Genomic DNA, 24,175 nt, shown 5'->3' with positions numbered 1-24,175 from the left:
AGCATGGGGCCTATGACGGAACGTGTGGTCGGAATCGGAGCCGGCGCGAAGGAGCTGGCCACCGAGGACATGATCCTCAACATCGGCCCGCAGCACCCGTCGACGCATGGGGTGCTCAGGCTGCGCCTGACACTCGACGGCGAGCGCATCGCCACCGCCGAGCCGATCATCGGCTACATGCACCGGGGCGCGGAGAAGCTCTTCGAGGTCCGCGACTACCGCCAGATCATCATGCTGGCCAACAGGCACGACTGGCTGTCGGGGTTCGCGAACGAGCTGGGCGTGGTGCTGGCCGCCGAACGCCTGCTCGGCATGGAGCCGCCGGTCAGGGCCGTGTGGGCGCGTACACTCCTGGCCGAGCTCAACCGGGCGCTCAACCACCTGATGTTCCTCGGCTCCTACCCCCTGGAGCTGGGCGCGATGACGCCGCTGTTCTACTCCTTCAACGAACGCGAACGCATCCAGGCCGTCATGGAGGAGATCTCCGGCGGACGCATGCACTACATGTTCAACCGGGTCGGCGGGCTGAAGGAGGACCTGCCGCTGGGCTGGCTCGACCGGGTGTCGCAGACCGTCGCCGAGACCCGCCGCCGCGTGCCCGACATCGAGAACCTCATCCTGCACAACGAGATCTTCATGGCCCGCACCAGGGGCGTCGGTGTGCTCTCCGCCGAGCAGATCACCCAGTACGGCGTCAGCGGCCCCATCGCCCGCGCCTCGGGCGTCGATTTCGACCTGCGCCGCGACGAGCCGTACCTGGCCTACTCCGAGCTGCCCGTCAAGGTCGTCACCCGCGGCGCCGGCGACTGCCACGCCCGCTTCGAGGTACTGCTCAACCAGCTCAAGGTCTCGCTCGACCTGGCCGACGCCTGCGTCGACCGCCTGCGCTCGCTGCCTCCAGGGCCGATCAACCAGCGGCTGCCCAAAGTGCTGAAGGTGCCCGAGGGGCACACCTACGCCTGGACCGAGAACCCGCTCGGCATCAACGGCTACTACCTGGTCTCCAAGGGAGACAAGACCCCGTGGCGGCTCAAGCTGCGCTCCGCGTCGTACAGCAACGTCCAGGTGCTGCGCGAGATGCTGCCCGGCCACCTGGTCGCCGACATGGTCGCCATTCTCGGCTCGATGTTCTTCGTCGTGGGTGACATCGACAAGTGACCACCACCCCATCCGACCAGCAAGCAAGCGTCGAACGCGACAAGTACGTCGACTGGCTGCGCGCCCTGAGCCTGATCGTCGTGGTCGTCTGGCACTGGGCGTTCACGATCCTGGAATGGAAGCCGCACGGCCCCGAGCCGACCAGCCCGCTCGGCTTCACCTCCGGGCTGTGGATCCTCACCTGGCTGCTGCAGGTGCTGCCGCTGTTCTTCTATGTCGGCGGCCACGTGCACCTGCTGTCCTGGCACCGGGCCAAGCAGCGCGGCGTCGGCATCGGCGCGTTCGTCTGGCGGCGCATCCGCGCCCTGGCCTCGCCGGCGTTGTTCCTGTCCGGCGTGTGGATCGCCATCGGGGCCTTCGTCACGCTCACCTTCCACGTCGACTGGATGTGGCGGGTGGTGCTGCTGGTGCTCAGCCCGCTGTGGTTCCTCGGCGTCTACCTGGTGCTGATCGCGCTGCTGCCCGTGGCCCTGTGGCTGCACCGCCGCTACGACGTGCTGGCCCTGATCTGGCTCGGCGGCGCCGTCCTGGTCGTCGACGTGTTCCGCTTCCGGTACGGGATCGAGTGGGCCGGCTGGCTCAACATGCTCCTGGTCTGGGGCCTGGCCCACCAGGCCGGGTTCTTCTACGACCGCGTCGTCATCCTGCCCAGACGCTACGACATCGCCGTGCTCTGGACCGGCCTGTTCGCCCTGTTCGGCCTGGTCTACTCGGGCATCTACCCGGGCTCGATGGTGGGCGTGCCCGGCGACAAGTGGTCCAACATGGCGCCGCCCACGTTCGTCATCGTCGCGCTGCTGCTGTTCCAGATCGGGCTGGTCGAGGTGTTGCGGCCGTCGATGGAGCGCGTCCTGGAGCGCCCCGGCTGGCGCCGGGTCAACGGCTTCATCAACCGGTACGCGCTGCCGCTGTTCCTGTTCCACACCACCGGGATGGCCATCGCCCTGGGGTTGTCGTGGTGGCTGTTCGGCACGCTGGGCACGAAGATCCCGCCTGACCTCAAATGGTGGCTGGAGCGGCCCATCGCCATCATCGGCCCGCTCATCTGCACCCTTCCCGTCATCTACCTCTTCGGCCGCCGCAAGCCTCCTGTCAGGCAAAAGCAGGACAGGAAGGTGGGCGGCTCCGTAGGCTCCTAGCCATGGCCAACATCGACTTCCCCGCCAACGCCGAAGACGAGCGGATCATCCGCCGCGCCCTTCGGGAAGGCGAACGGCCGAGTGACGTGATCCGCCGCTCGCTGCGCCTGCTGCAGCGCGAGATGTGGCGCGAGCGCCTCAGCACGGGGACGCGTCCCGCCGCGGAAGACCTGTCAGGCGAGCGTTAGTCGCGCTTGCGCTCGTCAGGTTCCTTCGGGATGCGGCAGGCGTGCTCCAGGTAGAGGGCGGCGCAGATGAGCACCACGCAGGCCACGAACGAGCCCGTCGCGAGGAAGAACTCACGCCGCGGGGTCTCCCGGTCGAGGAGCTGCATCGTGTAGAGGGCGAACCCGGCGAACAGCCCGGCGAAGGCAGCCCCCGCGTACGCCGACGCCTTGCCCAGGGCCGCCAGCCGGGCCACCGACAGCGGCTCGACCGGCTTGGTGTCGGGCTTCCTGGCGATCCTGGCCTTGGTCGCCCAGGCGCTGTAGCCCTCGCCGATGGCCAGCAGCAGCACCGTCGGGATCGCGGTCCACGGCAGGAGGGGCAGCTCCGAGTACATGGGCCTGATCACCGCCCACGTGAGCAGGGCGACCGCGATGACGATGCCGACCAGCCGGCCGGGGTGGGTGGGCTTCAACTTCAATCCGGCCTCTGCAGTTTCAGATCGTCGCGGCGGCGCACCCCCTGCGTGTCGAGCCCCTTGAGGAGCTCGGACACCGGGCCGTGCCCCGGCACCTTGGCCTGCGCGTCGACGTCGGACCATGGCACCAGCACGAACGCCCGCTCGTGCGCCATCGGATGCGGCAGTCTCAGATCGGGGTCGTCGCAAACGGTCTCGCCCACCACGATCAGGTCGATGTCGAGCGTACGCGGCCCCCAGCGCTCGTCGCGAACCCGGCCGAAGGCGTCCTCGACGCTCAGCGCCCGTTCGAGCAGCGCGCGCGGCTCCAGGTCGGTCTCGGCGATCACGATCGCGTTCAGGTAGGGCCTCTGGCCCGGCGGGCCGCCGACGGGATCGGTCTCGTAGACGGGCGACGCCTTGACGAACTCCAGCCCCGGCGCGTCGAACAGGACGTCGAGGGCGCCCTGCAAGGTCTGGAACCGACGCCCCAGGTTACTGCCCAGAGCGAGGACGAGCTTCATGTGCGGCTCCGCTCGATAGTCACGACCACGTCGTCGAACGGCAGCGGGATCGGCGCCGCCGGTTTGTGCACGCTCACCTCGACCCTGCCCACCAGCTCGCTGGCCAGGCAGACGTCGGCCAGGCGCTGCGCGAGCGTCTCGATCAGCGCCACGGGCTCGCCCGCCACGACCTCGGCCAGCGCCTGCGCCAGCTCCCCGTAGTGGACGGTCTTGGTGAGATCGTCGCCGGCCGCGGCCGGTGACGTGTCGAGGAACAGCGTCGCGTCGATCACGAACTCCTGGCCGAGCTCCCGCTCGGCGGCGAGCACGCCGTGTCTGCCCCTGACCCGCAGACCCTTGAGAGCGATGCGATCAGCGCTCAAGCTCGCCTTCCTCCTCCTCGTCGTCATCCCCCTGCAGCACCGGCGAACCGTGGTGCATCCACAACCGCCAGCCCTGCGAGGTGCGGATGTAGACGTTGCTGGCCACCACCTTGCCCGCGGCGAAGCTGGACTCGCCCTCCTCGCCGGCGGTGAGGATGTTCTCCACACAGGTGAGAACGGCCACGTCACCCAGCACCGTCGTGTTGACGTCGGTCAGCACGAACTGGATGTAGGTGGTGTTGGCCATGATCAGGGCCCAGGACCGCAACACCTCGGAGCGGCCCGTCAGCAGGGTCCAGCCCGGGTGGACACAGCTCACCTGCTCGTCCGCGGTGTCTTCTGCCCAGATCTCGGTCATCTTGTCGAGATTGGCGTTCTCGATCGAGGTGTAGAACTCCTGGTTGACCGTCTCGATCGCGGCGGTGTCGACGCTCATGTGCCTGCTCTCTTCCATGCGGCCGCCACGCGCACGGCATCGGCGTTGGGACCTACCTCGTGGACGCGGACGCACCAGGCGCCGGCCCGCGCGGCCAGCGCCGTGACGGCCAGCGTGGCGGCGTCGCTGCGGCTGAACGGCCGTGGCGTGCCGTCGGGGCCGGCCAGCAGCCGCCCCAGGAAGCGCTTGCGCGACGCCCCGATGAGCAGCGGGAAGCCCATCTCGGCCAGGTCGGGGATGCCGGCCAGCAGCGCCCAGTTGTGATCGGCGTTCTTGGCGAAGCCCAGGCCGGGGTCGACCACGATCTGCTTCTCCGTGACGCCCTCCGCCAGCACCAGATCGACCCGCTTGCTCAACTCCTCACGCACCTCGGTGACCACGTCGGCATAGACGGCCCGGGAGTACATGTCATGGCTGTGGCCCCGCCAGTGCATCACCACGTAGGTGACGCCGGTCGCGGCCACCACGCGGGGCATCTCGGGATCGGCCAGGCCGCCGCTGACGTCGTTGACGAGCCGGGCGCCCGCCTCGACCGCCGCCCTGGCCACCTCGGCCCGCATGGTGTCGACGCTGACCGCCACCCCCTCGGCGGCCAGCGCCCTGATCACCGGGACGACCCTGGCCAGCTCTTCCTCCAGCGAGACACGGGCGGCACCGGGGCGGGTGGACTCACCGCCCACGTCGACGAGGTCGGCACCCTCCTCGACCAGCTCCAAGCCGTGCCGGATCGCGGCCGCCTCGTCGAACCACAGGCCGCCGTCGGAGAACGAATCGGGCGTCACATTGACCACACCCATGACGAGGCACCGCTCCGCATCGTGCGGCACATTGATGGGCGCGCTAGTCATGGGCCAAGCCTAGGCGCTCCCCCACACCTGCTGACATCTCGGGTCCCCAGTTGTGGATAACGATCCTTACCTGCCGAGGATGAGCGCCATCGCCTCTGAACGGGTCTTGTCGCTGGTGCGGAAGTCGCCGCGGACGGCCGAGGTCACGGTCTTGGCGCCCGGCTTGCGTACGCCCCGCATCGTCATGCACAGATGCTCCGCCTCGACCACCACGATCGCCCCGCGCGGCTCCAGCACCCGCATGAGCGCGTCGGCGATCTGGGACGTCATGCGCTCCTGGACCTGCGGGCGGCGGGCGAACACGTCCACCAGGCGCGCCAGCTTCGACAAGCCCGTCACCTGGCCCCGGTCGTTGGGGATGTAGCCCACGTGGGCCAGCCCGTGGAAGGGGACCAGGTGGTGCTCGCAGGTCGAGTAGACCTCGATGTCCCTGACCAGCACCATCTCGTCGTGATCGACGTCGAACACCTTGTTGAGCACGTCTTCAGGAGCCTGGCCGAGCCCCGAATACTGCTCGGCCATCGCCCTGGCGACGCGGGCGGGCGTCTCGAGAAGGCCGTCGCGGTCGGGATCCTCGCCGATGGCGCAGAGGATCTCGTGGACGGCCTTCTCGATCCGACCAAGATCAACTTGGTGCTGCGTCACGCGGATTCTCCGGACGGGAGGGCGTCCTGGTGGCCCCCCGGGGTGAGCGAACCGTTGGCCGACTGCTCCTTCGGCGTCAGGATCGGCGGACGGTCGGAGGGAAGCCGCTTGCCGTAGCCCGCGTAGGACGGGCGGTGCGCCTTGACGACCACGGGCGCGAAGATGCCCAGCACCTGGTCGCGGGAGAGGGTCTCCTTCTCCATGAGCTCCAGCACCAGATTGTCGAGCACGTCGCGGTATTCGACCAGGATGTCCCAGGCCTGGTCGTGCGCCGTCTCGATCATCCGGCGGACCTCCTCGTCGATCGAGGAGGCGATCTTCTCGGAGTAGTCGCGCTCGTGGCCCATCTCGCGGCCGAGGAAGACCTCCGCCTGGCCGCTGCCGAACTTACGGGCGCCGAGCTGCTCGCTCATGCCGTACTCGGTGACCATGCGGCGGGCGACGGCCGTGGCCTTCTCGATGTCGTTGGAGGCGCCGGTGGTGGGCTCGTGGAAGACGAGCTCCTCCGCCGCGCGGCCGCCGAGCAGCATCGCGAGCTGGTCCATCATCTCCGACCTGGTGGCCAGGAACTTGTCCTCCATCGGCAGCGTCATCGTGTAACCGAGGGCGCGTCCGCGTGACAGGATCGTGATCTTGTGGACCGGGTCGGAGTTGGGTAGCGCGTGCGCCACCAGCGCGTGACCGCCCTCGTGATAGGCGATCATCTTCTTCTCCTTGTCGGACATGACCCGCGTCTTGCGCTCGGGCCCTGCCATGACACGGTCGATCGACTCCTCAAGGGTGTCCATCGTGATCAGCTTCTGGTCGGCCCGCGCGGTGAGCAGGGCCGCCTCGTTGATCACGTTGGCCAGGTCGGCGCCGGTGAACCCGGGGGTGCGGCGCGCGATCACGTCGAGGTCGACGTCGGGGGAGAACGGCTTGCCGCGGCCGTGGACCTTGAGGATGCCCTTACGGCCCTCGAGGTCGGGCCTGTCGACGGTGACCTGCCGGTCGAAACGGCCCGGGCGCAGCAGCGCCGGGTCGAGGATGTCGGGCCGGTTGGTCGCGGCGATGAGGATCACGCCGCCCTTGACGTCGAAGCCGTCCATCTCGACGAGCAGCTGGTTGAGGGTCTGCTCGCGCTCGTCGTGACCGCCGCCCAGGCCGGCGCCGCGGTGGCGGCCGACGGCGTCGATCTCGTCGATGAAGATGATCGCCGGGGCGTTCGCCTTCGCCTGCTCGAACAGGTCGCGCACACGCGAGGCGCCGACGCCGACGAACATCTCGACGAAGTCGGAACCGGAGATCGAGTAGAACGGCACACCGGCCTCGCCGGCGACCGCGCGGGCGAGCAGCGTCTTGCCGGTACCGGGCGGGCCGTACAGGAGCACGCCCTTGGGAATCTTGGCGCCGATCGCCTGGAACTTGGCCGGGGCCTGCAGGAACTCCTTGATCTCCTGGAGCTCCTCGATGGCCTCGTCGGCGCCCGCGACGTCGGCGAAGGTGGTCTTGGGGGTGTCTTTGGTGATGAGCTTGGCCTTGGACTTGCCGAAGTTCATCACCCGCGAGCCGCCGCCCTGCATCTGGTTCATGATGAACAGGAAAAGCAGCACGATGAGAACGATCGGCAGGAAGCTGATCAGGATGCTGACCAGCAGGTTTTCCTGCGGCACCTCGGTGGCGAAGCTCTTGGTCTTGCCCGCCTGGACCTGAGCCTGGAGTTCGTCGGTCAGCTTGCCGCCGTAACCGGTGACCCAGTCGGACTGGATGAGCTTCGCCGGGGCGTCGCCCGGCTTGACCACGACCGGGTTGGTCAGGGTCAGCTCGATCCTGTTGTCCTTGTCAATGATCTTGGCGCTGCTGACGTTTCCGGTCCGAATCTGCTGGAGAACCGTGGACGTGTCGGCCTGCTTGAAATTTCCCCCGCCGCTCCATAGCTGGGTGACGAGAAGGAGCAGCACGACGATGCCCAGGATCCACAGCAGTGGCCCACGTGTAAATCGCTTGAGATCCATCCGATGCGGAACCCCTTGCGGGCCCGTCCCTTCCTGCCCATGGCCTGGAACCCCGGGCTGGCCCGGGGCCGCGGCATCCGACACCGCGACTTCTGACTACCCGAAGGGGACGCGAGGTCACCCTCCCGGAGTCCGAAGGTACACCGGTAGCGCGCACGGAGGGACCGCCCGCTACAACCGGCCTTGCCTTATCAACGTACGTCACCATGCGCGATGTTCCCGGCGACAGCCGGGATTGCTACTTATAAACGTGCGGCGCGAGAGTGCCGATGAACGGGAGGTTCCTGTATCTCTCCGCGTAGTCAAGACCGTAACCGATCACGAACTCGTTGGGAATGTCGAAGCCCACGTATTTGACGTCGATCGGCACCTTCACCGCGTCGGGTTTGCGCAGCGCCGTGCAGATCTCCAGCGAGGCCGGATCGCGCGACTTCAGGTTTTCCAGCAGCCAGTGCAGGGTCAGGCCGGAATCGATGATGTCCTCGACGATCAGCACATGGCGGTTCATGATGTCGGTGTCCAGGTCTTTCAGCACGCGTACGACCCCGGACGACCTGGTGCCCGCGCCGTACGACGACACCGCCATCCAGTCCATCTGCACGGGCACGTGCAACGCCCTGGCCAGGTCGGCCATCACCATGACCGCGCCCTTCAACACCCCCACGAGCAGCAGGGACTTGCCCGCGTAATCCTCGTCAATCCGCCCGGCAAGCTCTTTGATCTTGGCCTGGAGCTCGTCCTCGGGAATGAGCACGTTCTCAAGGTCCTTGCCCATGTCGGCAGCGTCCACCTGTGGTTCCTTACGGGATGGGACTGATGGCGAGTATCAGGGTGCCATACCGCCGGAAGGCGGTCAGACCCCCTGGCAGGTCGATCGCCTTCTGCCCGTGCCACCGCGTGACCAGCCGGTCCACAGCCAGTACATGAGCGGCCGACAAAACGCCGGAAGGGGCGCCGGCGGTAATGGCCGCGCGCCTGATAACCCGCCGCCTGACGGCGTCGGGGAGCTTTTCGAGCTCCGGAACGGCGAGGGTCACATGGGTCACCGAGTCGCCGATATCGCTTAGAGCGCAATTCTGGAACGCCGATTCCGCCCATTGGTCGAGGGCGTCGGCGTCCTCCCGGGCCAGCCCCGCGGTCCTCGCCAGCGCCTCCGCCACCCCCGGGCCGAGCTCCTCCTCCAGAACGGGCAGAACCCTCGTCCTCACCCTGACCCTCCTGAAGCGGGGGTCGTCGTTGTGAGGGTCGTTCCAGGGGTCGAGGCCCAGCGCTTCGCAGGCGCGCACCGTGGTGGACCTCGGGATCTCCAGGAACGGACGACGGTAACGACCTGCCCTGGCGGCCATGCCCGACAACGAACGGGGGCCACTGCCCCTCGCCAGGCCCAGCAGGACCGTCTCGGCCTGGTCGTCCCTGGTGTGGCCCAGCAACACCGTCGCCGCCCCCAGCCTGTCGGCCGCCTCGGCCAGCGCCGCATACCTGGCGTCCCTGGCAGCCGCCTCCGGGCCGCCCCGCGTCCCCACCGTGACGGTGAGCACCTCCACCGGGGCCAGCTTCAGCCCTTCCGCCAGGGCCTTGACCGTCTGGGCCCGTTCGGCCGAACCGGGCTGGAGCTGGTGATCCACGGTCAGCAGGCCCGCCCTCAGGCCCATCCGGGGGGCCACGAACGCCAGCGCCGCCGCCAGGGCCAGCGAATCGGCTCCCCCGCTGCACGCCGCCACCACCAGGGCGTCCCGATCCAGGTCCGCCAGGGCTTCCCGCACTGCCCTGCGAACGTCGGCTACGGCTGGATGTGGACCCACGCCTGCCATTCTCCCGGCTCCCACCACCACCGCACGCACCTGAGCCACCCTCGAGCGACCCCTTGGACCGAGTCGCACCGCGATAGGACCCACCAGTGAGCCGGGGGTGGCCGGAGTGCCTCCAGGGCAGGGTGGGCAACGGCCCGGCCGAAGCGGTTGGCGGCTCCCCGGGGTGGGGAGCCGGTGGTGGGGTCAGGCGGGCAGGGCCGGGGTGCCGATGACGCGGTTGATCCAGGAGTCAGGGTCGGAGATCTCCGGGGTGGTCGGCAGCGTCTCCGGCGACGTCCAGACCTTGTTGAATCCGTCCATCCCTACTCGATCCACCACAGCGTGCACGAAGGCCGACCCCTCCGCGTACTGCTTCATCTTGATCTCGATCCCCAGCAGCTTCCGCACCGTGCGGTCGAGCCGGGAGCCGCCCTCGCGCCGCTGCGCGAACTTGCCGCGGATCTCGGCCACCGTGGGCACCACCGACGGCCCCACCGCGTCCATGACGTAGTCGCCGTGGCCCTCCACGAGGGTCATGACGGCCGTCAGGCGGTCGAGGATCTCCTTCTGCCCTGGCGACTGGATGGCGTCGATCAGGTTGCCTTCGCCGCCGCGCACCACGTCGGCCACCGTGTCGGCGGCGTTGCGGAGGCGTTCGAGGAGGGTGGGCAGGTCGAGGTCGGAGGCGAGCAGGAACTCGGTCATCTGCGCGCGGACGTACTCGCGCAGCCACGGCACCCCCGTGAACTGCACCCGGTGGGTCTCCTCGTGCAGGCACACCCACAGGCGGAAGTCGTGGGGATCGACGCCCATCTCGCGTTCCGCGTGGACGATGTTGGGGGCGACGAGCGTCAGGCGGCCGACCGCCTCCTGGCCCGTGGGGTCGGGCGGGAGGAACAGCTCGTACTGGCCGAGGACTCGCGAGGCGAGGAAGGCGAGCACGGCGCCGACCTCCACGCCCGTGATGCGGGAGCCCACCGCGGAGACGATGGCGGGCGGCACGTTGGGGCCGCTGCTCATGCGCTGTGTCAGCGGTTCGAGCACCACGCGGAAGCCCTCGACGTTCGCCTTGATCCAGCCCGGCCTGTCGACGATGGTCGCGGGCTGCGGCGCGGTCTCTGTGTGGATCTTGGTGAACTCGCGCACGTGGCCCTCGGCCTCACGTGACAGGGTGCGGAGCTCGGTGACGGCCTGTCTGGCCTCCTCCCGGCTCACCTGAGGACCGGGGCGCACCAGGCGCGTGCCGGTCGTGACGGCCAGATCCCAGTCGATCACCTGCATAACGTCCACCGTACGTGGTTCTCGTCATGGCTGCGAAGAAGCCGTCAGGGGGAATCCCGGGAAGCCGCCGCATGAGGGCGGCAGGCCCGGTCAGGAGCGGGCGACGATGGCGGCGAGCCGGTCGAGCACGGGCTCGGCGTTGACCGGCACCTGGTCGGCCATGAACGCGAACGTGACCAGCCGCCCGTCCTTGGTGGTGGCCAGCCCGGCCAGCGTGTTGACGTTGTTGAGCGTGCCCGTCTTGGCGCGGACCAGCCCCACCTGCCCCTTGCTGTCGCTGGCGACGAACCGCCGTCCGTTGCCCAGCGTGCCGGAGAAGCCCGCGATCGGCATGCCGGAGGCGATGGCGTGCAGGTCGGGGTAGTTGGGGGAGCCGGCCATGGCGATGATCTTGGCGAGCGCGTACGGGCTGATGCGGTTGCGGATGGACAGGCCGCTGCCGTCCGACAGGGAGGAGACGCCCTGGGCGGCGCCCAGCCTCTGCAGGACGGCGATCACGGCCTTTTCGCCTCCCGCGAACGACGCCTCCTGGCCCTCCTTGATGGCCACGTGCCGCATCAGGGCCTCGGCGTAGTCGTTGTCGCTCTGCGTCAGCGTGTGCTCGACCAGGGAGTAGAGCGGCGCGGAGTCCACCTTCGCCAGCTCGGGTGCGCCCGCGGCGGCCTTGCCCGCGCGTACGGACTTCGACACGGCGATGCCCTCCTTGTCCAGCAGCCTGGCGAAGGCGGCGGCGGCGTACTGGGGCGGGTCGGGGACGCGCGGCGCGTTGTAGCGGGGGTTCTGGCGGCCCTCGTCCATGGCGAGCGCGTGGACGGTGGCGACGTTGCCGTCGGGGATGTAGCTGGACTTCCAGCCCTGCGGAGTGGACGGTCCCGCGAAGAGCGAGGTGTCGTACGAGAGCGTGACCTTCTTCACGCCCTGCGACTTCAGCGTGGCCGCCGTACGCGCGGCCAGCGTGGCGAGGCCGGCCTGTTTGGGGTAGGTCGCCTTGGCAGAAGGGCCGGCGAGAAGCGGGTCGCCGCCGCCGACCAGGATGACGGTGCCGGGCCGCGCACCCTGCACGACCTTGGTGGACAGGCGGGTGTCGGGCCCCAGGGCGGCCAGCGCTGCGGCGCAGATGACGATCTTCGTGGTGGAGGCGGGGGTGACGGCGGTGTCGGCGCCGGAGGCGAAGATCCGCTCGCCGGTCGCGGCGTCGAGTACGACCGCACCGACCCGGTCGCCGATGGCTTTGTCACCCAGGGCACGGGTGAGCTGCTGCGTCAAAGTACCCTTAGTCGGGAGAGGTCCGTCCCCTGACCTCACCGGGAGCTGGGCCAGCACAGGCCCCGAGGTGATCACGGGGATGGAAGGAGACCCATCCGGCGGAGACGCCGTCGGCTCGGTCGGTGAAGGCCCGCCCGTCAACGCGCCCAGGCTGAAGCCGGTGGTCATCGCGTACACGCCGATGACGATCGTCAGCACCTGCAGCATGGCGAGAGTGACCAGCATCACCAACCGGTCGTGCCGAGCCACGTCGCCTGCCCTCTCTTGCTGTGTTCGCTTACGAGACATTAACGCCACCGGGGGCGCCCGGGGGCCTGAGCGGAGGAACCGCGGTGGAGTTCGACGTTGTCGTTGAGATTCCCAAGGGGCAACGGAACAAATATGAAGTGGACCACGAGACCGGGAAGATCAGGCTTGACCGGCTCCTGTTCACCTCCACGCAGTACCCCGCCGACTACGGCTTCATCGAGCACACCCTCGGCGAGGACGGCGACCCGTTGGACGCGCTGGTGCTGCTGCAGGAGCCGACGTTCCCCGGCTGCTACATCACGTGCCGGGCGGTCGGCATGTTCAGGATGACCGACGAGAAGGGCGGCGACGACAAGGTCCTGTGCGTGCCGTCCACCGACCCGCGGATGCACCACATCCAGGACATCCACCACGTGTCGGAGTTCGACCGGCTGGAGATCCAGCACTTCTTCGAGGTCTACAAGGACCTGGAGCCCGGCAAGTCCGTCGAGGGCGCCAACTGGGTGGGCCGCATCGAGGCGGAGGCCGAGATCGAGCGTTCCTTCCGCCGGGCCAAGGAAGAGGGGCACCACGGGCACTGACCCGTCATTGGGGCCTGGTGGCGCCCACCAGGTCCCCCCTCCAGATCGAGGCGACCCGCACCACGTCGCCGGTCTGCGGCGCGTGCACCATCTGGCCTCGGCCGACGTAGATGCCGACGTGGTGGATGGTGCCGGGGTCGTCGCTGATGTGGCCGAAGAAGAGCAGGTCGCCGCGGCGGAGCTGGTCGAGCGGCACGTGCGGTCCTGACGTCCACTGGGTGCCCGTCCAGTGGTCGATCCGTACGCCGACCCTCTCCCAGGCCCGCATCGTCAGCCCCGAGCAGTCGTAGGTCTCGGGGCCGTCGGCGGCCCACACATACGGCTTGCCGAGCTGGGTGAGCGCCCAGTTGGCCGCCACGTCCCCCATGGCCGAGCCGCCGGAGACCAGCCCGGCCAGTGACAGCGCCTGGGCCCGCCGCCTGGCCATGAGCTGGGCGCGGGTGCGGGCCGCGTCCACCCGGCGCTGGAGGGTCTCCGTCTGGGCCCGCAGCTGCGTGGTGTCGCGCTGCTGCCTGGCCACGGCGGCCTCGGCGGCGGCCTTGGCCAGCCCGGCGCGTTCCGAGGCGGCCTGCTGGGCCGCGTACGCGTTGACGGCCTGCGTCCGCAGGATGGCCGCGACCTGCTGGGCGTCGCGCATCCCTGACAGGACCGCCGCCCGTTCCCCGCCGAGCTGCCCGAGCACGCCCATCCGGTGGAGGAAGCCCTCTTTGTCGCCCCGGTCGAACATGAGGCCGATGACCGGGTCCATCATCGTCAGCGTGCTGTAGCTCTCGGCCGCCAGCAGCACGACGCCCTGGCGGACCCGTTCCACCTCGGCGTCGGCGGCCGCGAGCCGCGCCCTGGCCTGCTCGTGGACCTCCTGGGCCTGGCGCAGCCGGACGAGTTCGCCGTTGTACGCCTCCACCAGCCGCTCGACCTGGGCCGCCAGCTCATCGAGCCGCGACTGCGCCGTGACCAGCTCGGCGGTCGCCCCGGCCAGCGCCTTCGAACGATCCCGCACGGCCTGGCGGGCCCGCTTCACCTCGCGTGAAGACGGGTGGTGCGGGTCGGCCTCGACCGGCGGGCACAAGGCGACGATCAGGCAGCACGCGAGCAGCCCGGCCCGAAATGTGCGCATTGATCCCCCCGGCAACGCTGGTGACTCTATGCACACAGTTCCCGGTGATTCACTCACGTAACGTAATTGAGCGAGGTTTGGAGATCAGCAGCCCGAGTCGCAGGGATCAGCGGGCCGCCGGCGAGGCGGTGGGCTCCTCGCTCGGCGCGGGGGTGGGCGTCTGCGTCGGGGTGGTGGGCGTCTGCGTCGGGGTCTGCGTCGGAGTGGGCGTGGGAGTCGGCCTCGGCGTGGGGCAGGGCGTGCGGGTGCGGGTGGGGGTGGGATCGGGCGGGCCCGGCTCGCCCCCCGGCGTCGGGTCGGCGGGCTTGGGCTCCCCAGACGGCCCGGACGGCCTCGGCGGCTGCTGCGACGGCGTGGGGCCGCCCGCGGGCGTGCTGCGTCCCGGCCCGGGAGACGGTACGACCTGCGGTGGCGCGAGCGTGGTGGCACCCGTCACGCCGATCGGCCGGGTGCCCCTGCTGTCGAGAGAGGGATCCGCGGTCACCGGCACGTCAGGGGGCTCGGACTGCCAGGGGAGCCGGATGCCGGGCGGCTCCCCTGTCGCCGGGAACGCGGCCGTCGCCACCGCCGACGCACCGCCGCCTTCCCTGCCGATCTGCTGGAAGATCATCGCTATCGCCACCACGGCCGCGACCGCCGCCAGCGCGCCCGCCACCGCCTGAGGCCACTTGCGAACGCTCTTGCCGGCGGGAACGGGAAACCCGGCCGCGCCCAAAACCCCCGTACGCCTGGCGACGTAACGGCGGTACGGCAGCAACTCGGGGTCGACGAAGCAGCTCATCACCCTGATCCGCAACGCCTCGGGCAGCACGGCCTTCGGCAGCAGCTCGAAGACCTTGGCGACCGACACCTCGCGGACGCGGTGGGGCGCGCAGACCTCGCACCTCGGCAGGTGTTTGACCAGGTGCTCGCGCATGTCCTGGGTCAGCTCGCCGGAGAAGCCGCTCAGGATGCGGGCCCTGCGCGGACAGTCGTAGGGGCCCTTCCTGGCCAGGATCTCGGCGGTGATCGCGTCGCGCAGCCGTTCGCGGGCCTCGTCCTGGGCCTGCTCGACCTGGCGCGCGGGGAGGCCGAGCACCTGGGAGAGCTCGTGGGCGGGCAGGTCGTGCCGGTAGGTGAGCTCCAGCACCTCGCGGTCGGCGAGCGGCAGACCGAGGACGGCGTTCCAGGCCATGATCCGCAGGTCGGCGTCGGCGGGGTCGTCCAGCGGCGGCGCCTGCGCCAGTGCCTCGGCGGCGCCGGGCGGGTCGGCGGACCTGCGGCGCAGGCATTCGATCCTGGCCAGCGCGTACAGCCAGGCGCCGAGGCGGCCGGGGTCGGACAGGGCGCCCACGTGCGCCTCGGCGGCGATCAGCGTGTCGCGCAGGGCCACCTGGGCGCTTTCCGCGCTCAGCAGGAGGGACCAGCAGTATCGGTAGACACTCTCCGCGTAGGCGTCGTAGAGCGCGGGCATGGCGCCCGGATCATGGGCGCGGAGTGCTTCGACCAGAACGCGGTCATTCATGTGACCGAGGGTAATGGATTAGTAACTAGTAGTTCTACCGATTCCCGGCCGATGGTGTCTCTTGTCGGTAACAAGGCCGGGAATCCTCGTCCAATTTTTATGGATTTAGCGTAGTGAATTACTCTTTGTGCTCAGAAACGATCTGCGTACTCCGGTCCACCTCGAACGGCGCGCCCGTCGGCTTGACCGTGTGCACCGGAACCGCCCCGCTGAGCGCGAGGTCATCGAAGGGCCGCCCCGTGGACCCCCAGGTCCTCGCCGTGACCTCGGTCTTGGCCACCACGGACCCGGCGGGCAGCCCGGCCACGGTGAGAATGAACCGGGGCGGGCTGCCCGCCTTCACGTCGTCCACGAAGGTGCTGCCGCCCCCGAGCAGTTTGCCCGCCTTGTCGCGTAGCAGCGCGTTCACGACCAGGCTGCTGGCCGCCACTTGATAAGGATTCCCGACATAGCCGGTAATAAGGTACGAGCCATCTTTTTGGCGCAATGTCTGGACTCGGGTGATCGGAAAACGCTGAAAGGCCGACGGAATACGCGCCGCGGGCCGCCACTGCGCCGGGCGGTACTGGATGGTCACCTTGGCCGGCTTCTCCACGGCGGCCGCCTGGCCGGTGAAGGCCAGCGAGCCGCCCGGCGGCACGGCGTCGAGCGGCTGGTCCATCCTGACCACCTCGGTGCCCTTGGCGTCGCGGCCCACGATCGTGGCCACCACGTGCTCGCCGAAATGCCACGGGTTGGCGTTGCTGAGCACGCCGGCCCAGCTCACGGCGTACCCGTCGGCGGACTTGACGATGGTGGAGACCTGCTCCTTCAGTGCGAGCGGCTTGAGCTCCTGAGCGGGCTGCTCCTCAGGCGTGCACCCAGTGAGGCAGATCGCCCCGAGTGCCCCTAGTGCGAGGACGCTGACAATTCGACTGTGCGGGATCACTTTGCCGTGATAACCCGTGCATGGGCACGGATGGCAGAGGACACGCGCCAGCCGTACCAAGTCTTTAACGGGGACGGACGACCCTGGCCTCGTCCCAAACGGGCTCCGGTGACTCGTAGACCGTGCCATCGGAGCCGAAGACCAGGTAGCGGTCGAAGTCGGCGGCGAACCAGCGGTCGTGGGTGACCGCCACGACCGTGCCGTCGAACGCGTCGAGCCCCGACTGGAGCGCCTCGGCGCTGGCCAGGTCGAGGTTGTCGGTCGGCTCGTCGAGCAGCAGCAGCGTGGCCCCCGACAGCTCCAGCAGCAGGATCTGCAGACGCGCCTGCTGCCCGCCGGAGAGCGTGTCGAAGCGCTGCTCGGCGATCAGCCCCGCCAGCTCGTAGCGGGCCAGCGCCTTCATGGCCTCGTTCTTGAGCTTGGCGTGCTCGGCCATGACGATCTCGACCGGCGTGCGGCCGAACAGGTCGGGCCGGGCGTGGGTCTGGGCGAAGTGGCCCGGCACGACGCGGGCACCCAGCCTGGCGACGCCCTCGCAGGCGATCGGCTCGCCGGCCAGCAGGCGCAGGAAGTGGGATTTGCCCGAGCCGTTGGAGCCGAGCACCGCGACGCGCTCGCCGTACCAGACCTCCAGGTCGAACGGCCTCATCAGGCCGGTGAGCTCCAGTTCCTCGCAGATGACCGCGCGCTTGCCGGTGCGCCCGCCCTTGAGGCGCATCGTGATGTTCTGCTCGCTCGGGGCCACCTCGGGCGGCCCCGCCTCCACGAACTTGCGCAGCCGCGTCTGGGCGGCGTGGTAGGCGGCGGCCATGCCGTCGTTGTACCTGGCCTTGTTCTTGAGCATGTTGACCAGGGCCTTGAGCTTGGCGTGCTCTTCGTCCCAGCGCCTGCGCAGCTCGTCGAGCCGCTCGTTGCGGGCCTTGCGGGCCTCACCGTACGTGGCGAACCCGCCGCCGTGGATCCAGATGTTGCCCGACTCGACGGTGACGATCCGGTCGGCGGCGTTCGCCAGGAGCTGGCGGTCGTGGCTGACCAGCAGGACGGTCTTGGGCGTCTCGTTGAGCTGCTGCTCCAGCCACTCCTTGCCGGGCACGTCGAGGTAGTTGTCGGGCTCGTCGAGCAGCAGCGTCTGGTCGGGGCCGCGCAGCAGCGCCTCAAGGACGAGCCGTTTCTGCTCGCCGCCCGACAGCGTGGCCACGTCACGATATTTCACCCGGTCGTACGGCACGCCGAGCGCGGCCACCGTACAGGTGTCCCAGAGCACCTCGATGTCGTAGCCGCCGGCGTCGGTGTAGTCGCTGATGGCCTGCGCGTAGCGGAGCTGCGTGCGCTCGTCGTCGCGCTCCATCATCGCCAGCTCGCAGTCATCCAGCCGCTCGGCCGCCTGCCGCACGGCCGGAGGGGCGACGCCGAGCAGCAGGTCGCGCACGCTGCTGCCGTCGCGCACGCTGCCGATGAACTGCCGCATCACGCCCAGCCCGCCCGAGCTGGCCACGCTGCCGTCGACCGGCTGCAGGTCGCCGGCGATCAGGCGCATGAGCGTGGTCTTGCCCGCGCCGTTGGGCCCGACGAGCGCGGCCTTGACGCCCTCGCCGATCCTGAAGGACACGTCGTCGAGCAGCGGCCGCCCGTCAGGCAGCACGTACGTGAGATGTCCTATTTCGACGTGACCCATGTCCGCAGGGTAGCGGCAGGCTCTCAGCCGGGTCACCCGGATTTCCGGCTCAGGTGTTTCACCCCGCGCCCTCAACAGCGGTGAGGCGATCGGCGGGAAACCCTGGACAGTAAGTGATCTAATGACTAGAACTGTAGGGAGCCCCCTCCCCCAAGGAACCGGTGATGACGCGATTCCGCTCCGCCCTCGCCCCCCTCGCCATCGCGTTGATCGGCCTGACCGCCGCACCCCAGCCGTCCTGGGCCGCCCCACCCAAACCGGTCCCGTCGGCGGTGCAGGAGCAGCAGGTCACGACCGCCTCCGAGTGCGCCCCGGCCGTACGGGGCGCGACCACGAACGCCAGGCTCACCAGTCTGTTCACCACCTACGGCAACGACAACAGCCGCCTGGACGACTGGACGGGCGCCGACGGCACCTACTCGCTCAAGCTGCCCGGCGGCAAGGAGTTGTGGGTCTTCTCCGACACCTTCCTCGGCAAGGTCAACCCCGACGGCTCGCGGCCGCCGGTGGTCGAGGAGGGCGGCTCGACCGTGTTCCTGAACAACTCCTTCGCCGTCGAGCGCGACGGCAGGCTGTCCACGATCCACGACGGCACCGCCGCGAAACCGGCCGCCGTGATGCCGCCCCGCGACGAGAACCACTGGTTCTGGGCCGGTGACGCGACGCTGGCCGGGGGCGTCGTGGAGGTCACCTACCAGGAGTACGAGCGCTTCGGCACCGGCGCGTGGGACTGGCGCTGGCACAGGAACGTGGTGGCCAGGTTCGCGCCGGGACGGCTCGAAAAGCCGATCAGCGTGCACGACCTGCCGTCGGGGCACGGCGTCTCGTGGGCGTCCGCGGTGCTCAAGGACGGCGGCTACACCTACGTCTACGGCGTGGAGGACCTGGGCTCGCCCAAGTACATGCACCTGGCCAGGGTCAAGGGCGAGAGCCTGCTGGGCTCCTGGGAGTACCGCAAGGCGGACGGCACCTGGTCGCGGAACGAGGCCGACTCGGCGCGGGTGATGAGCGGGGTGGCGAACGAGTACAGCATCAGCAAGGTCGGATCCGGATATGTCCTGATCACGCATGACACGACCGAGGCCCTGAGCCCCAACATCGTGGCCTACTCCTCGTGCTCGCCGTCCGGCCCGTTCACCGGCAAGCAGCACGTCTACACGACCCCCGAGACCGGTGGGAACATCTTCACCTACAACGCCCACGCCCACCCCGACGTCAAGGGCGACGGGCTGGTCGTCTCGTACAACGTCAACAGCTTCGTCAACACGGACCACTATCGGGACGTGTCCATCTATCGACCGAGATTTCTGGATGTGACCTTCCAGTGAGACGGAACTGGGCGGCCCGCCTGCGGCACGTCACCATCGACGGGCTGCGGGCGGTCGTGCTGGAGAACGAGCGGCTTCGCGTGACCGTCGTGCCAGGCAAGGGCGGCGACGTGGTGGAGTTCCTGCACAAACCCACCGACACGGACTTCGTCTGGCTCTCCCCGCAGGGCCTGCGCGACCCGCGCGACCACCTCCAGGGCGCGGCCGACGACGTCGCCCAGTTCATCGACCACTACGAGGGCGGCTGGCAGGAGATCTTCCCCAGCGGCGGGGCCCCCAGCGAGTACCGGGGCGCGCGCCTGGCCCAGCACGGCGAGGTCTCCGGGCTGCCGTGGGAGTACGACGTCGTGGTCGACTCCGAGCAGGAGGTCGCCGTACGGCTGCGCGTCCGCACGCGGCGGCTGCCGTACCGGCTGGAGAAGACCTTCAGGCTGAGGTCCGGCACGGCCGCCCTGGAGATCGAGGGACGGGCCACGAACGACGCCGACCTGCCGCTGCACGCCATGTGGGGCCAGCACATCGTGTACGGCGCCCCCTTCCTGCGTCCAGGAGCCAGGATCCGGCTGCCGGAGGGCGTTCAGGTGATCCCGCACGAGACGGCGATCAACCCGCCGGCACGCCGGGTCAGGGCGGGCGGGCCGTGGCGGTGGCCGCTGGTGCCCGCCGACGGGGGCGGCCAGAGCGATCTGAGCGTGGTGCAGGAGCCGGGGTCGCCGAGCGACATCGTCTATCTGACCGGTTTCGACGAGGGTTGGTACGAGATCCTGACGGACGTGGGTATGCGTGTCGAGTGGGACGCGACGCTCCTGCCGTACCTGTGGATGTGGCAGGAGCTCGGTGCCTCCACCGGCTACCCCTGGTGGGGGCGGGCGTACACGGTCGGCCTGGAGCCGTTCTCCAGCATGCCGACCGACGGGCTGGCCGCGGCGGTCGCCAATGGCACGGCCCTGGTCCTTGAGCCCCACGAGACGAAGGTGTTGCGGTTGCGTGCGGAGGTACTGGCATGAGTGAGTTTTCCGGGAAGGTGGCGCTGGTCACGGGCGGCTCGATGGGGATCGGGCGGGCGGTCGTCGACCGGCTGGCCGACGGCGGGGCGTCGGTGGTGTTCTGCGGGGCCGACAAGGACGCGGCGCTCGACAGCGAGCACGTCACCGGGGTCGTCGCCGACGTGCGCAGGGCGGGCGACATGCGCGACCTGGTGGACCTGGCCGTGGCCAGGTACGGCGGGCTCGACATCGTCGTGACCTGCGCCGGCGTGCAGCGCTACGGCACGGTCGAGAACACCCCGGAGGACGTCTGGGACGAAGTCCTCGACATCAACCTCAAGGGCGTCTTCCTGACGTGCAAGGCGGCCGTCCCCCGGCTCAGGGCGCGCGGCGGCGGCTCGATCGTGATCATGTCGTCGGTGCAGGCGTTCTCGTCGCAGGCGCAGGTGGCCGCCTACACCGCGAGCAAGGCCGCGCTCAACGGCCTGACCAGGGCCATGGCGCTCGACCACGCGGCCGACGGCATCAGGGTCAACGTGGTCTGCCCCGGCTCTGTGGACACGCCGATGTTGCGCTGGGCGGCCGACCTGTGGCGGGGCGAGCTGTCGCAGGAGGAGCAGGTCAGGCAGTGGGGCCGGTCCCATCCGCTGGGCCGCGTGGGCCGGCCGGAGGAAGTGGCGGAACTGGTGGCGTTCCTGGCGGGGCCGCGCTCGTCGTTCATCACCGGAGCGGAGCACCGCGTGGACGGCGGCCTGCTGGCGCAGAATCCGGCCGCGCTTCCCGAATAGGCCACAAGTTCCTCTGGCCAATTACCAAGACTGGCAACAGTTGCGTCAACGCGACGAACTCCCAGGTCAATAGCCTGATACGTGTGGGTGCGGCGTGCCGGGCACGCGACCCTCACAAGGGCGCGCAGTCCCCTTTCGGGATCGGCGAGTCATGACGACTCGCAGTCGAATCGGCACGCTAAGTTACCGAAGTCGAAAACGACTCACCGATCGAGGAGAGACCTGTGAGGCTATCCAAAAAGGTCGCCGGAATCGCGGCCGCGGCGGCCGCGCTGTTCACCGTGGTCGTCCCCGCAACCGCCGCGGTGGCAAGCCCCCGGTCGACCTGCTACGGCGGTCGCGTCTGCCTGTATGCCGGTTTCGACTACAACCGCGGTCAGGTCGACCACTGGCGTGACTTCGTCGCCGACGACGTCAACCTGGAAGACAACAACTGGCTGAACTGGGACTTCAGCAATTCCTGGCACAGCATGAACAACGAGACCAGCTCCGTCAGGAACCGGGTCGGCTGCAGCGTCACCCTCTGGCAGCACCCGTATTACACGGGCGCGCACAGCACATTCACGCACAACTCGAACGACGGTTTCCTGTCCAACAACGCCGTCGGCAACAACCGCACCAGCTCAATCGACATCTGGTGCCGCTGAGAAATAACGGGAGTGCCGGTTTCCGGGCTTGGCCGCCGGAAACCGGCCGTCGCCGGCTCGTCGCGGGCGCGTTGCTGCTGGTCACCACCTCGGCCTGCGCCGCCGACGAGTCGCCGCGCCAGGCGCCGTCCAGGGGCATCACCTCGGTGTCACAGCTCGTGCTGCCGTTCGACGCGTACAAGACCACTCCCGAGCAGCGGGCCATTCTGGACAACGCCCACAACCATCTCGTCGTGCGATGCATGAGCAAGCAGGGCATCGCCATCAAGCCACCCGCGCAGAACAAGCAGGACCTCGCCGCGCGCGACCCCGGCAACTCCCGCCGTTACGGCGTCGCCGACACCGAGGTCGCCAAGCGCAACGGCTACCACCTGGCCAGTTCGACCGCGCCCGACACGACCACCGCCTGGGCGGAAAAGCTGCCCAAGCCCGCCCGCCACCGCCTGTACGGCACCGCCACCCAGCAGGGCTGTGTGGACCACGCCACGTCCACCATGGACAAGGGCGCGCGCAAGGCCGACTGGCCGTGGTTGTCACTGCAGGACTCGCTCACGCTGGAGCAGGCCGCCAAGCACCCGTCCGTCATCGAGGCCATGAAGCGCTGGCAGTCGTGCATGAGCGGGCAGGGCCACTCCTATCCGGATCCCGAGGCGGCCATCGCCGACAGCCGCTGGAACCTGGAGAAGCCGGACGTGACCGAGGACGAGAAGCAGACCGCGATCACCGACACACGGTGCAAGTGGTCGTCGGGTCTGATCCGCGCCTGGTACGCGGCCGATCTGGAGTTGCAGCGGGCCATCGTCCGCGACAACGCCGACCGTTTCACCGCCCTGCGGGACAACCTCGAACACCGCCTGCGGGAGGCCTCACGGCTGGTGTCCGAGGACGAAGGCGGCCAGGTCCGCTGACTGCCGGAGCCTGCTGGGCTCGTGGACGTACATCATGTGTCCGGCTTCGTAGTAGCTGAACTCGATGTTGGCCGCCAGCTCGGCGGGCACCGGCAGGTGGGCGAAGGTGTGCTCGGCGGCGTAGTACGGGGTGGCGCCGTCGTGGTACCCGCACGCCACGTGCACGCGCAGGTGCGGGTTGGCCCGCATGGCGGCGGCCAGCCGGTCGGCCACCGCGATGTGCGCGTTCTCGAACTCCTTGTACGACCACGGCTTCACCCGCGAGGTGAGCACCTCGTAGGGCAGGTCGTTGGCGTAGCCCAGTTCGGCGCGCAGGTAGTGGTTGAGCGCGGCGCTGTAGGGGCCCATGATCGCGCTCATGCTGGGGTCGGCGGTGAAGTGCTCGCGCCCGGCGTCGGGGTCCCAGCCGGTGAAGCGGCCGTCGAGGCGTCCGACGGTCTGGCGGCGCGGGCGCAGCAGTTCGGTGAAGAAGCGGATGTGCTCGATCCGCAGGTTCACCCGGTCGACGTAGTCCTCGCTCAGGCCGGTCAGCGCGGCGACCCTGGCCGTCGTGGCCGCGCGTTCCTCTTCGGTGAGCCGGCTGCCGCGGGCCAGCGCCCACGGGTAGTCGCGGGCGGCGAACTCCTCGGCTTCGCGCAGCACGTCCTGCAGCGGCCGGTCCCCGTGCAGGCCGTGATAGTGCGCGATCGCCGCATATGTCGGTAGATAAAGGGCGTAGGCCAGGTCGTTGCCCTCGTTGAACTCCCCGGTGATGAAGTCCAGCACCGAGGAGATCAGCATCACGCCGTTGAGGTACATGCCGTAACGCGACTGCAGGTGGTCGGCCAGGCCGGCCGCCCTGACCGTCCCGTACGACTCTCCCGCCAGGAACTTGGGCGACATCCACCGCCCGTTCCTGGTGGTCCACAGCCGGATGAGCTCGCCCACCGACTCCAGGTCGCCGGTGAAGCCGTGGTACGGCTCGGCCTTCTCCCCCTCCGCGGCCCGCGAGAAGCCGGTCGAGACCGGGTCGATGAAGACCAGGTCGCTCACGGCCAGCAGGCTCTCCTCGTTGTCGGCCAGCCCGTACGGGGGAGGCAGGAGCGCGCCCGCGTCCCCCATCACGACCCGGCGCGGCCCGAGGACGCCCAGGTGCAGCCACACGCTCGACGAGCCGGGGCCGCCGTTGAAGGCGAAGGTGACCGGCCTGCTCAGCGGGTCGGCCCCGTCGAGGGTGTAGGAGGTGACGAACATCTCGGCCTTCGGGCGCAGGCCGTCGAACGTGCCGTCGGTGAAGACCTCCTCGCGCAGCACCATCGTTCCGGTGGTGGCGGTGTACGCCTGGCCGGAGGGCAGGGTGTGCGAGGAGGTGACGAGGTTGTCCGCGGGCGCGGCAGGCTGTGAAGTTTCCGACATGTGG

Annotated in this window: 25 protein-coding genes; 9 read left to right on the top strand and 16 right to left on the bottom strand. The window is 69.3% G+C overall.

Features of this window, described 5'->3' with window-relative positions; translation table 11 throughout:
* Positions 1–12: 12 nt before the first annotated feature.
* Genes ACFOY2_RS31730 through ACFOY2_RS31720 form a run of 3 tightly spaced genes read left to right on the top strand, consistent with a single transcriptional unit; the run spans position 13 to position 2,485 of the window.
* Complete coding sequence (locus ACFOY2_RS31730; protein ID WP_379531773.1) at positions 13–1,158, top strand: NADH-quinone oxidoreductase subunit D; 1,146 nt, start codon at positions 13–15, stop codon at positions 1,156–1,158.
* Positions 1,155–2,297, top strand: coding sequence for an acyltransferase family protein (locus tag ACFOY2_RS31725; RefSeq protein WP_379531772.1), 1,143 nt, complete (start codon positions 1,155–1,157; stop codon positions 2,295–2,297). Before ACFOY2_RS31730 ends, ACFOY2_RS31725 begins: the two co-directional genes overlap by 4 nt.
* Before the next feature lie 2 nt (positions 2,298–2,299).
* Positions 2,300–2,485, top strand: a complete 186-nt coding sequence (locus ACFOY2_RS31720; RefSeq protein ID WP_379531771.1) for a hypothetical protein — start codon at positions 2,300–2,302, stop codon at positions 2,483–2,485.
* On the opposite strand, the gene ACFOY2_RS31715 is transcribed toward ACFOY2_RS31720, so the two are convergent.
* From ACFOY2_RS31715 to dacB, 11 genes are all read right to left on the bottom strand, one after another.
* Positions 2,482–2,943 (bottom strand): DUF3180 domain-containing protein, encoded by a 462-nt coding sequence (locus tag ACFOY2_RS31715; protein ID WP_379531770.1) that lies wholly within the window; start codon positions 2,941–2,943, stop codon positions 2,482–2,484. The two genes, ACFOY2_RS31720 and ACFOY2_RS31715, sit on opposite strands and share 4 nt — an antisense overlap.
* Entirely contained in the window at positions 2,940–3,443 is a 504-nt protein-coding gene (gene folK / locus ACFOY2_RS31710; protein ID WP_379531769.1) for a 2-amino-4-hydroxy-6-hydroxymethyldihydropteridine diphosphokinase, read from the bottom strand. The genes ACFOY2_RS31715 and folK overlap by 4 nt, the downstream gene beginning before the upstream one ends.
* Positions 3,440–3,805: a dihydroneopterin aldolase gene (gene folB, locus ACFOY2_RS31705; protein WP_379531768.1), complete on the bottom strand. Its 366-nt coding sequence runs from the start codon at positions 3,803–3,805 to the stop codon at positions 3,440–3,442. Before folB ends, folK begins: the two co-directional genes overlap by 4 nt.
* Complete coding sequence (locus ACFOY2_RS31700) at positions 3,795–4,241, bottom strand: nuclear transport factor 2 family protein (protein ID WP_379531767.1); 447 nt, start codon at positions 4,239–4,241, stop codon at positions 3,795–3,797. Before ACFOY2_RS31700 ends, folB begins: the two co-directional genes overlap by 11 nt.
* The gene (folP, locus tag ACFOY2_RS31695) at positions 4,238–5,089 is read right to left on the bottom strand and encodes a dihydropteroate synthase (protein ID WP_449290149.1); all 852 of its coding nucleotides are present in this window, start codon (positions 5,087–5,089) and stop codon (positions 4,238–4,240) included. The genes ACFOY2_RS31700 and folP overlap by 4 nt, the downstream gene beginning before the upstream one ends.
* Positions 5,090–5,155: 66 nt before the next feature.
* The gene (gene folE / locus ACFOY2_RS31690) at positions 5,156–5,734 is read right to left on the bottom strand and encodes a GTP cyclohydrolase I FolE (RefSeq protein WP_379531766.1); all 579 of its coding nucleotides are present in this window, start codon (positions 5,732–5,734) and stop codon (positions 5,156–5,158) included.
* Positions 5,731–7,728, bottom strand: coding sequence for an ATP-dependent zinc metalloprotease FtsH (ftsH, locus tag ACFOY2_RS31685; protein ID WP_379531765.1), 1,998 nt, complete (start codon positions 7,726–7,728; stop codon positions 5,731–5,733). The genes folE and ftsH overlap by 4 nt, the downstream gene beginning before the upstream one ends.
* Before the next feature lie 238 nt (positions 7,729–7,966).
* Positions 7,967–8,518, bottom strand: coding sequence for a hypoxanthine phosphoribosyltransferase (gene hpt / locus ACFOY2_RS31680; protein WP_357806739.1), 552 nt, complete (start codon positions 8,516–8,518; stop codon positions 7,967–7,969).
* A 10-nt stretch (positions 8,519–8,528) separates the two neighbouring features.
* A complete protein-coding gene (tilS, locus tag ACFOY2_RS31675; protein ID WP_379531764.1) occupies positions 8,529–9,539 on the bottom strand; it encodes a tRNA lysidine(34) synthetase TilS in 1,011 nt (336 codons plus the stop codon).
* Between the two features lie 183 nt (positions 9,540–9,722).
* A complete protein-coding gene (locus ACFOY2_RS31670; protein WP_379531763.1) occupies positions 9,723–10,799 on the bottom strand; it encodes a zinc-dependent metalloprotease in 1,077 nt (358 codons plus the stop codon).
* A 90-nt stretch (positions 10,800–10,889) separates the two neighbouring features.
* Positions 10,890–12,314, bottom strand: a complete 1,425-nt coding sequence (dacB, locus tag ACFOY2_RS31665; protein WP_379531762.1) for a D-alanyl-D-alanine carboxypeptidase/D-alanyl-D-alanine endopeptidase — start codon at positions 12,312–12,314, stop codon at positions 10,890–10,892.
* A gap of 83 nt (positions 12,315–12,397) precedes the next feature.
* On the opposite strand from dacB, the gene ACFOY2_RS31660 reads away from it, so the two are divergent.
* Positions 12,398–12,895 (top strand): inorganic diphosphatase, encoded by a 498-nt coding sequence (locus ACFOY2_RS31660; protein ID WP_379531761.1) that lies wholly within the window; start codon positions 12,398–12,400, stop codon positions 12,893–12,895.
* A 4-nt stretch (positions 12,896–12,899) separates the two neighbouring features.
* Here the strand turns inward: ACFOY2_RS31660 and ACFOY2_RS31655 are convergent, their stop codons facing one another.
* From ACFOY2_RS31655 to ACFOY2_RS31640, 4 genes are all read right to left on the bottom strand, one after another.
* On the bottom strand, positions 12,900–14,012 hold the full coding sequence (locus ACFOY2_RS31655) for a C40 family peptidase (protein ID WP_379531760.1): 1,113 nt from the start codon (positions 14,010–14,012) through the stop codon (positions 12,900–12,902).
* Positions 14,013–14,118: 106 nt separating this feature from the next.
* The gene (locus tag ACFOY2_RS31650; RefSeq protein WP_379531759.1) at positions 14,119–15,516 is read right to left on the bottom strand and encodes an RNA polymerase sigma factor; all 1,398 of its coding nucleotides are present in this window, start codon (positions 15,514–15,516) and stop codon (positions 14,119–14,121) included.
* A gap of 118 nt (positions 15,517–15,634) precedes the next feature.
* Complete coding sequence (locus tag ACFOY2_RS31645; RefSeq protein WP_379531758.1) at positions 15,635–16,444, bottom strand: hypothetical protein; 810 nt, start codon at positions 16,442–16,444, stop codon at positions 15,635–15,637.
* A 64-nt stretch (positions 16,445–16,508) separates the two neighbouring features.
* Positions 16,509–18,119, bottom strand: coding sequence for an ABC-F family ATP-binding cassette domain-containing protein (locus tag ACFOY2_RS31640; protein WP_379531757.1), 1,611 nt, complete (start codon positions 18,117–18,119; stop codon positions 16,509–16,511).
* Between the two features lie 164 nt (positions 18,120–18,283).
* Here ACFOY2_RS31640 and ACFOY2_RS31635 point away from each other — a divergent pair, with 164 nt between their 5' ends.
* The 5 genes from ACFOY2_RS31635 (at position 18,284) to ACFOY2_RS31615 (ending at position 22,776) form a co-directional block, all read left to right on the top strand.
* Positions 18,284–19,447, top strand: coding sequence for a DUF4185 domain-containing protein (locus tag ACFOY2_RS31635; RefSeq protein WP_379531756.1), 1,164 nt, complete (start codon positions 18,284–18,286; stop codon positions 19,445–19,447).
* A complete protein-coding gene (locus ACFOY2_RS31630) occupies positions 19,444–20,454 on the top strand; it encodes a DUF4432 family protein (protein ID WP_379531755.1) in 1,011 nt (336 codons plus the stop codon). The genes ACFOY2_RS31635 and ACFOY2_RS31630 overlap by 4 nt, the downstream gene beginning before the upstream one ends.
* Positions 20,451–21,221, top strand: coding sequence for an SDR family NAD(P)-dependent oxidoreductase (locus tag ACFOY2_RS31625; RefSeq protein ID WP_379531754.1), 771 nt, complete (start codon positions 20,451–20,453; stop codon positions 21,219–21,221). Before ACFOY2_RS31630 ends, ACFOY2_RS31625 begins: the two co-directional genes overlap by 4 nt.
* A 224-nt stretch (positions 21,222–21,445) precedes the next feature.
* Positions 21,446–21,868: a peptidase inhibitor family I36 protein gene (locus ACFOY2_RS31620; protein ID WP_379531753.1), complete on the top strand. Its 423-nt coding sequence runs from the start codon at positions 21,446–21,448 to the stop codon at positions 21,866–21,868.
* Complete coding sequence (locus tag ACFOY2_RS31615) at positions 21,859–22,776, top strand: hypothetical protein (RefSeq protein ID WP_379531752.1); 918 nt, start codon at positions 21,859–21,861, stop codon at positions 22,774–22,776. The genes ACFOY2_RS31620 and ACFOY2_RS31615 overlap by 10 nt, the downstream gene beginning before the upstream one ends.
* Here ACFOY2_RS31615 and ACFOY2_RS31610 read toward each other — a convergent pair.
* On the bottom strand, positions 22,735–24,171 hold the full coding sequence (locus ACFOY2_RS31610; protein ID WP_379531751.1) for a S10 family peptidase: 1,437 nt from the start codon (positions 24,169–24,171) through the stop codon (positions 22,735–22,737). The genes ACFOY2_RS31615 and ACFOY2_RS31610 overlap by 42 nt on opposite strands.
* Between the last annotated feature and the right edge of the window lie 4 nt (positions 24,172–24,175).

The organism is Nonomuraea purpurea (assembly GCF_042650645.1).
GTDB lineage: Bacteria > Actinomycetota > Actinomycetes > Streptosporangiales > Streptosporangiaceae > Nonomuraea > Nonomuraea purpurea.
The sequence above is the reverse complement of the archived record's forward strand: the minus strand, read 5'-3'. Positions and strand labels throughout refer to the sequence as shown.

Coding starts and splice junctions, on each gene's coding strand:
- ACFOY2_RS31730 (WP_379531773.1), top strand. CDS start 13: ATGACGGAACGTGTGGTCGGAATCGGAGCCGGCGCGAAGGAGCTGGCC.
- ACFOY2_RS31720 (WP_379531771.1), top strand. CDS start 2,300: ATGGCCAACATCGACTTCCCCGCCAACGCCGAAGACGAGCGGATCATC.
- folK (WP_379531769.1), bottom strand. CDS start 3,443: ATGAAGCTCGTCCTCGCTCTGGGCAGTAACCTGGGGCGTCGGTTCCAG.
- ACFOY2_RS31700 (WP_379531767.1), bottom strand. CDS start 4,241: ATGAGCGTCGACACCGCCGCGATCGAGACGGTCAACCAGGAGTTCTAC.
- folP (WP_449290149.1), bottom strand. CDS start 5,089: ATGACTAGCGCGCCCATCAATGTGCCGCACGATGCGGAGCGGTGCCTC.
- ftsH (WP_379531765.1), bottom strand. CDS start 7,728: ATGGATCTCAAGCGATTTACACGTGGGCCACTGCTGTGGATCCTGGGC.
- tilS (WP_379531764.1), bottom strand. CDS start 9,539: ATGGCAGGCGTGGGTCCACATCCAGCCGTAGCCGACGTTCGCAGGGCA.
- ACFOY2_RS31670 (WP_379531763.1), bottom strand. CDS start 10,799: ATGCAGGTGATCGACTGGGATCTGGCCGTCACGACCGGCACGCGCCTG.
- ACFOY2_RS31655 (WP_379531760.1), bottom strand. CDS start 14,012: ATGCGCACATTTCGGGCCGGGCTGCTCGCGTGCTGCCTGATCGTCGCC.
- ACFOY2_RS31650 (WP_379531759.1), bottom strand. CDS start 15,516: ATGAATGACCGCGTTCTGGTCGAAGCACTCCGCGCCCATGATCCGGGC.
- ACFOY2_RS31640 (WP_379531757.1), bottom strand. CDS start 18,119: ATGGGTCACGTCGAAATAGGACATCTCACGTACGTGCTGCCTGACGGG.
- ACFOY2_RS31635 (WP_379531756.1), top strand. CDS start 18,284: ATGACGCGATTCCGCTCCGCCCTCGCCCCCCTCGCCATCGCGTTGATC.
- ACFOY2_RS31625 (WP_379531754.1), top strand. CDS start 20,451: ATGAGTGAGTTTTCCGGGAAGGTGGCGCTGGTCACGGGCGGCTCGATG.
- ACFOY2_RS31610 (WP_379531751.1), bottom strand. CDS start 24,171: ATGTCGGAAACTTCACAGCCTGCCGCGCCCGCGGACAACCTCGTCACC.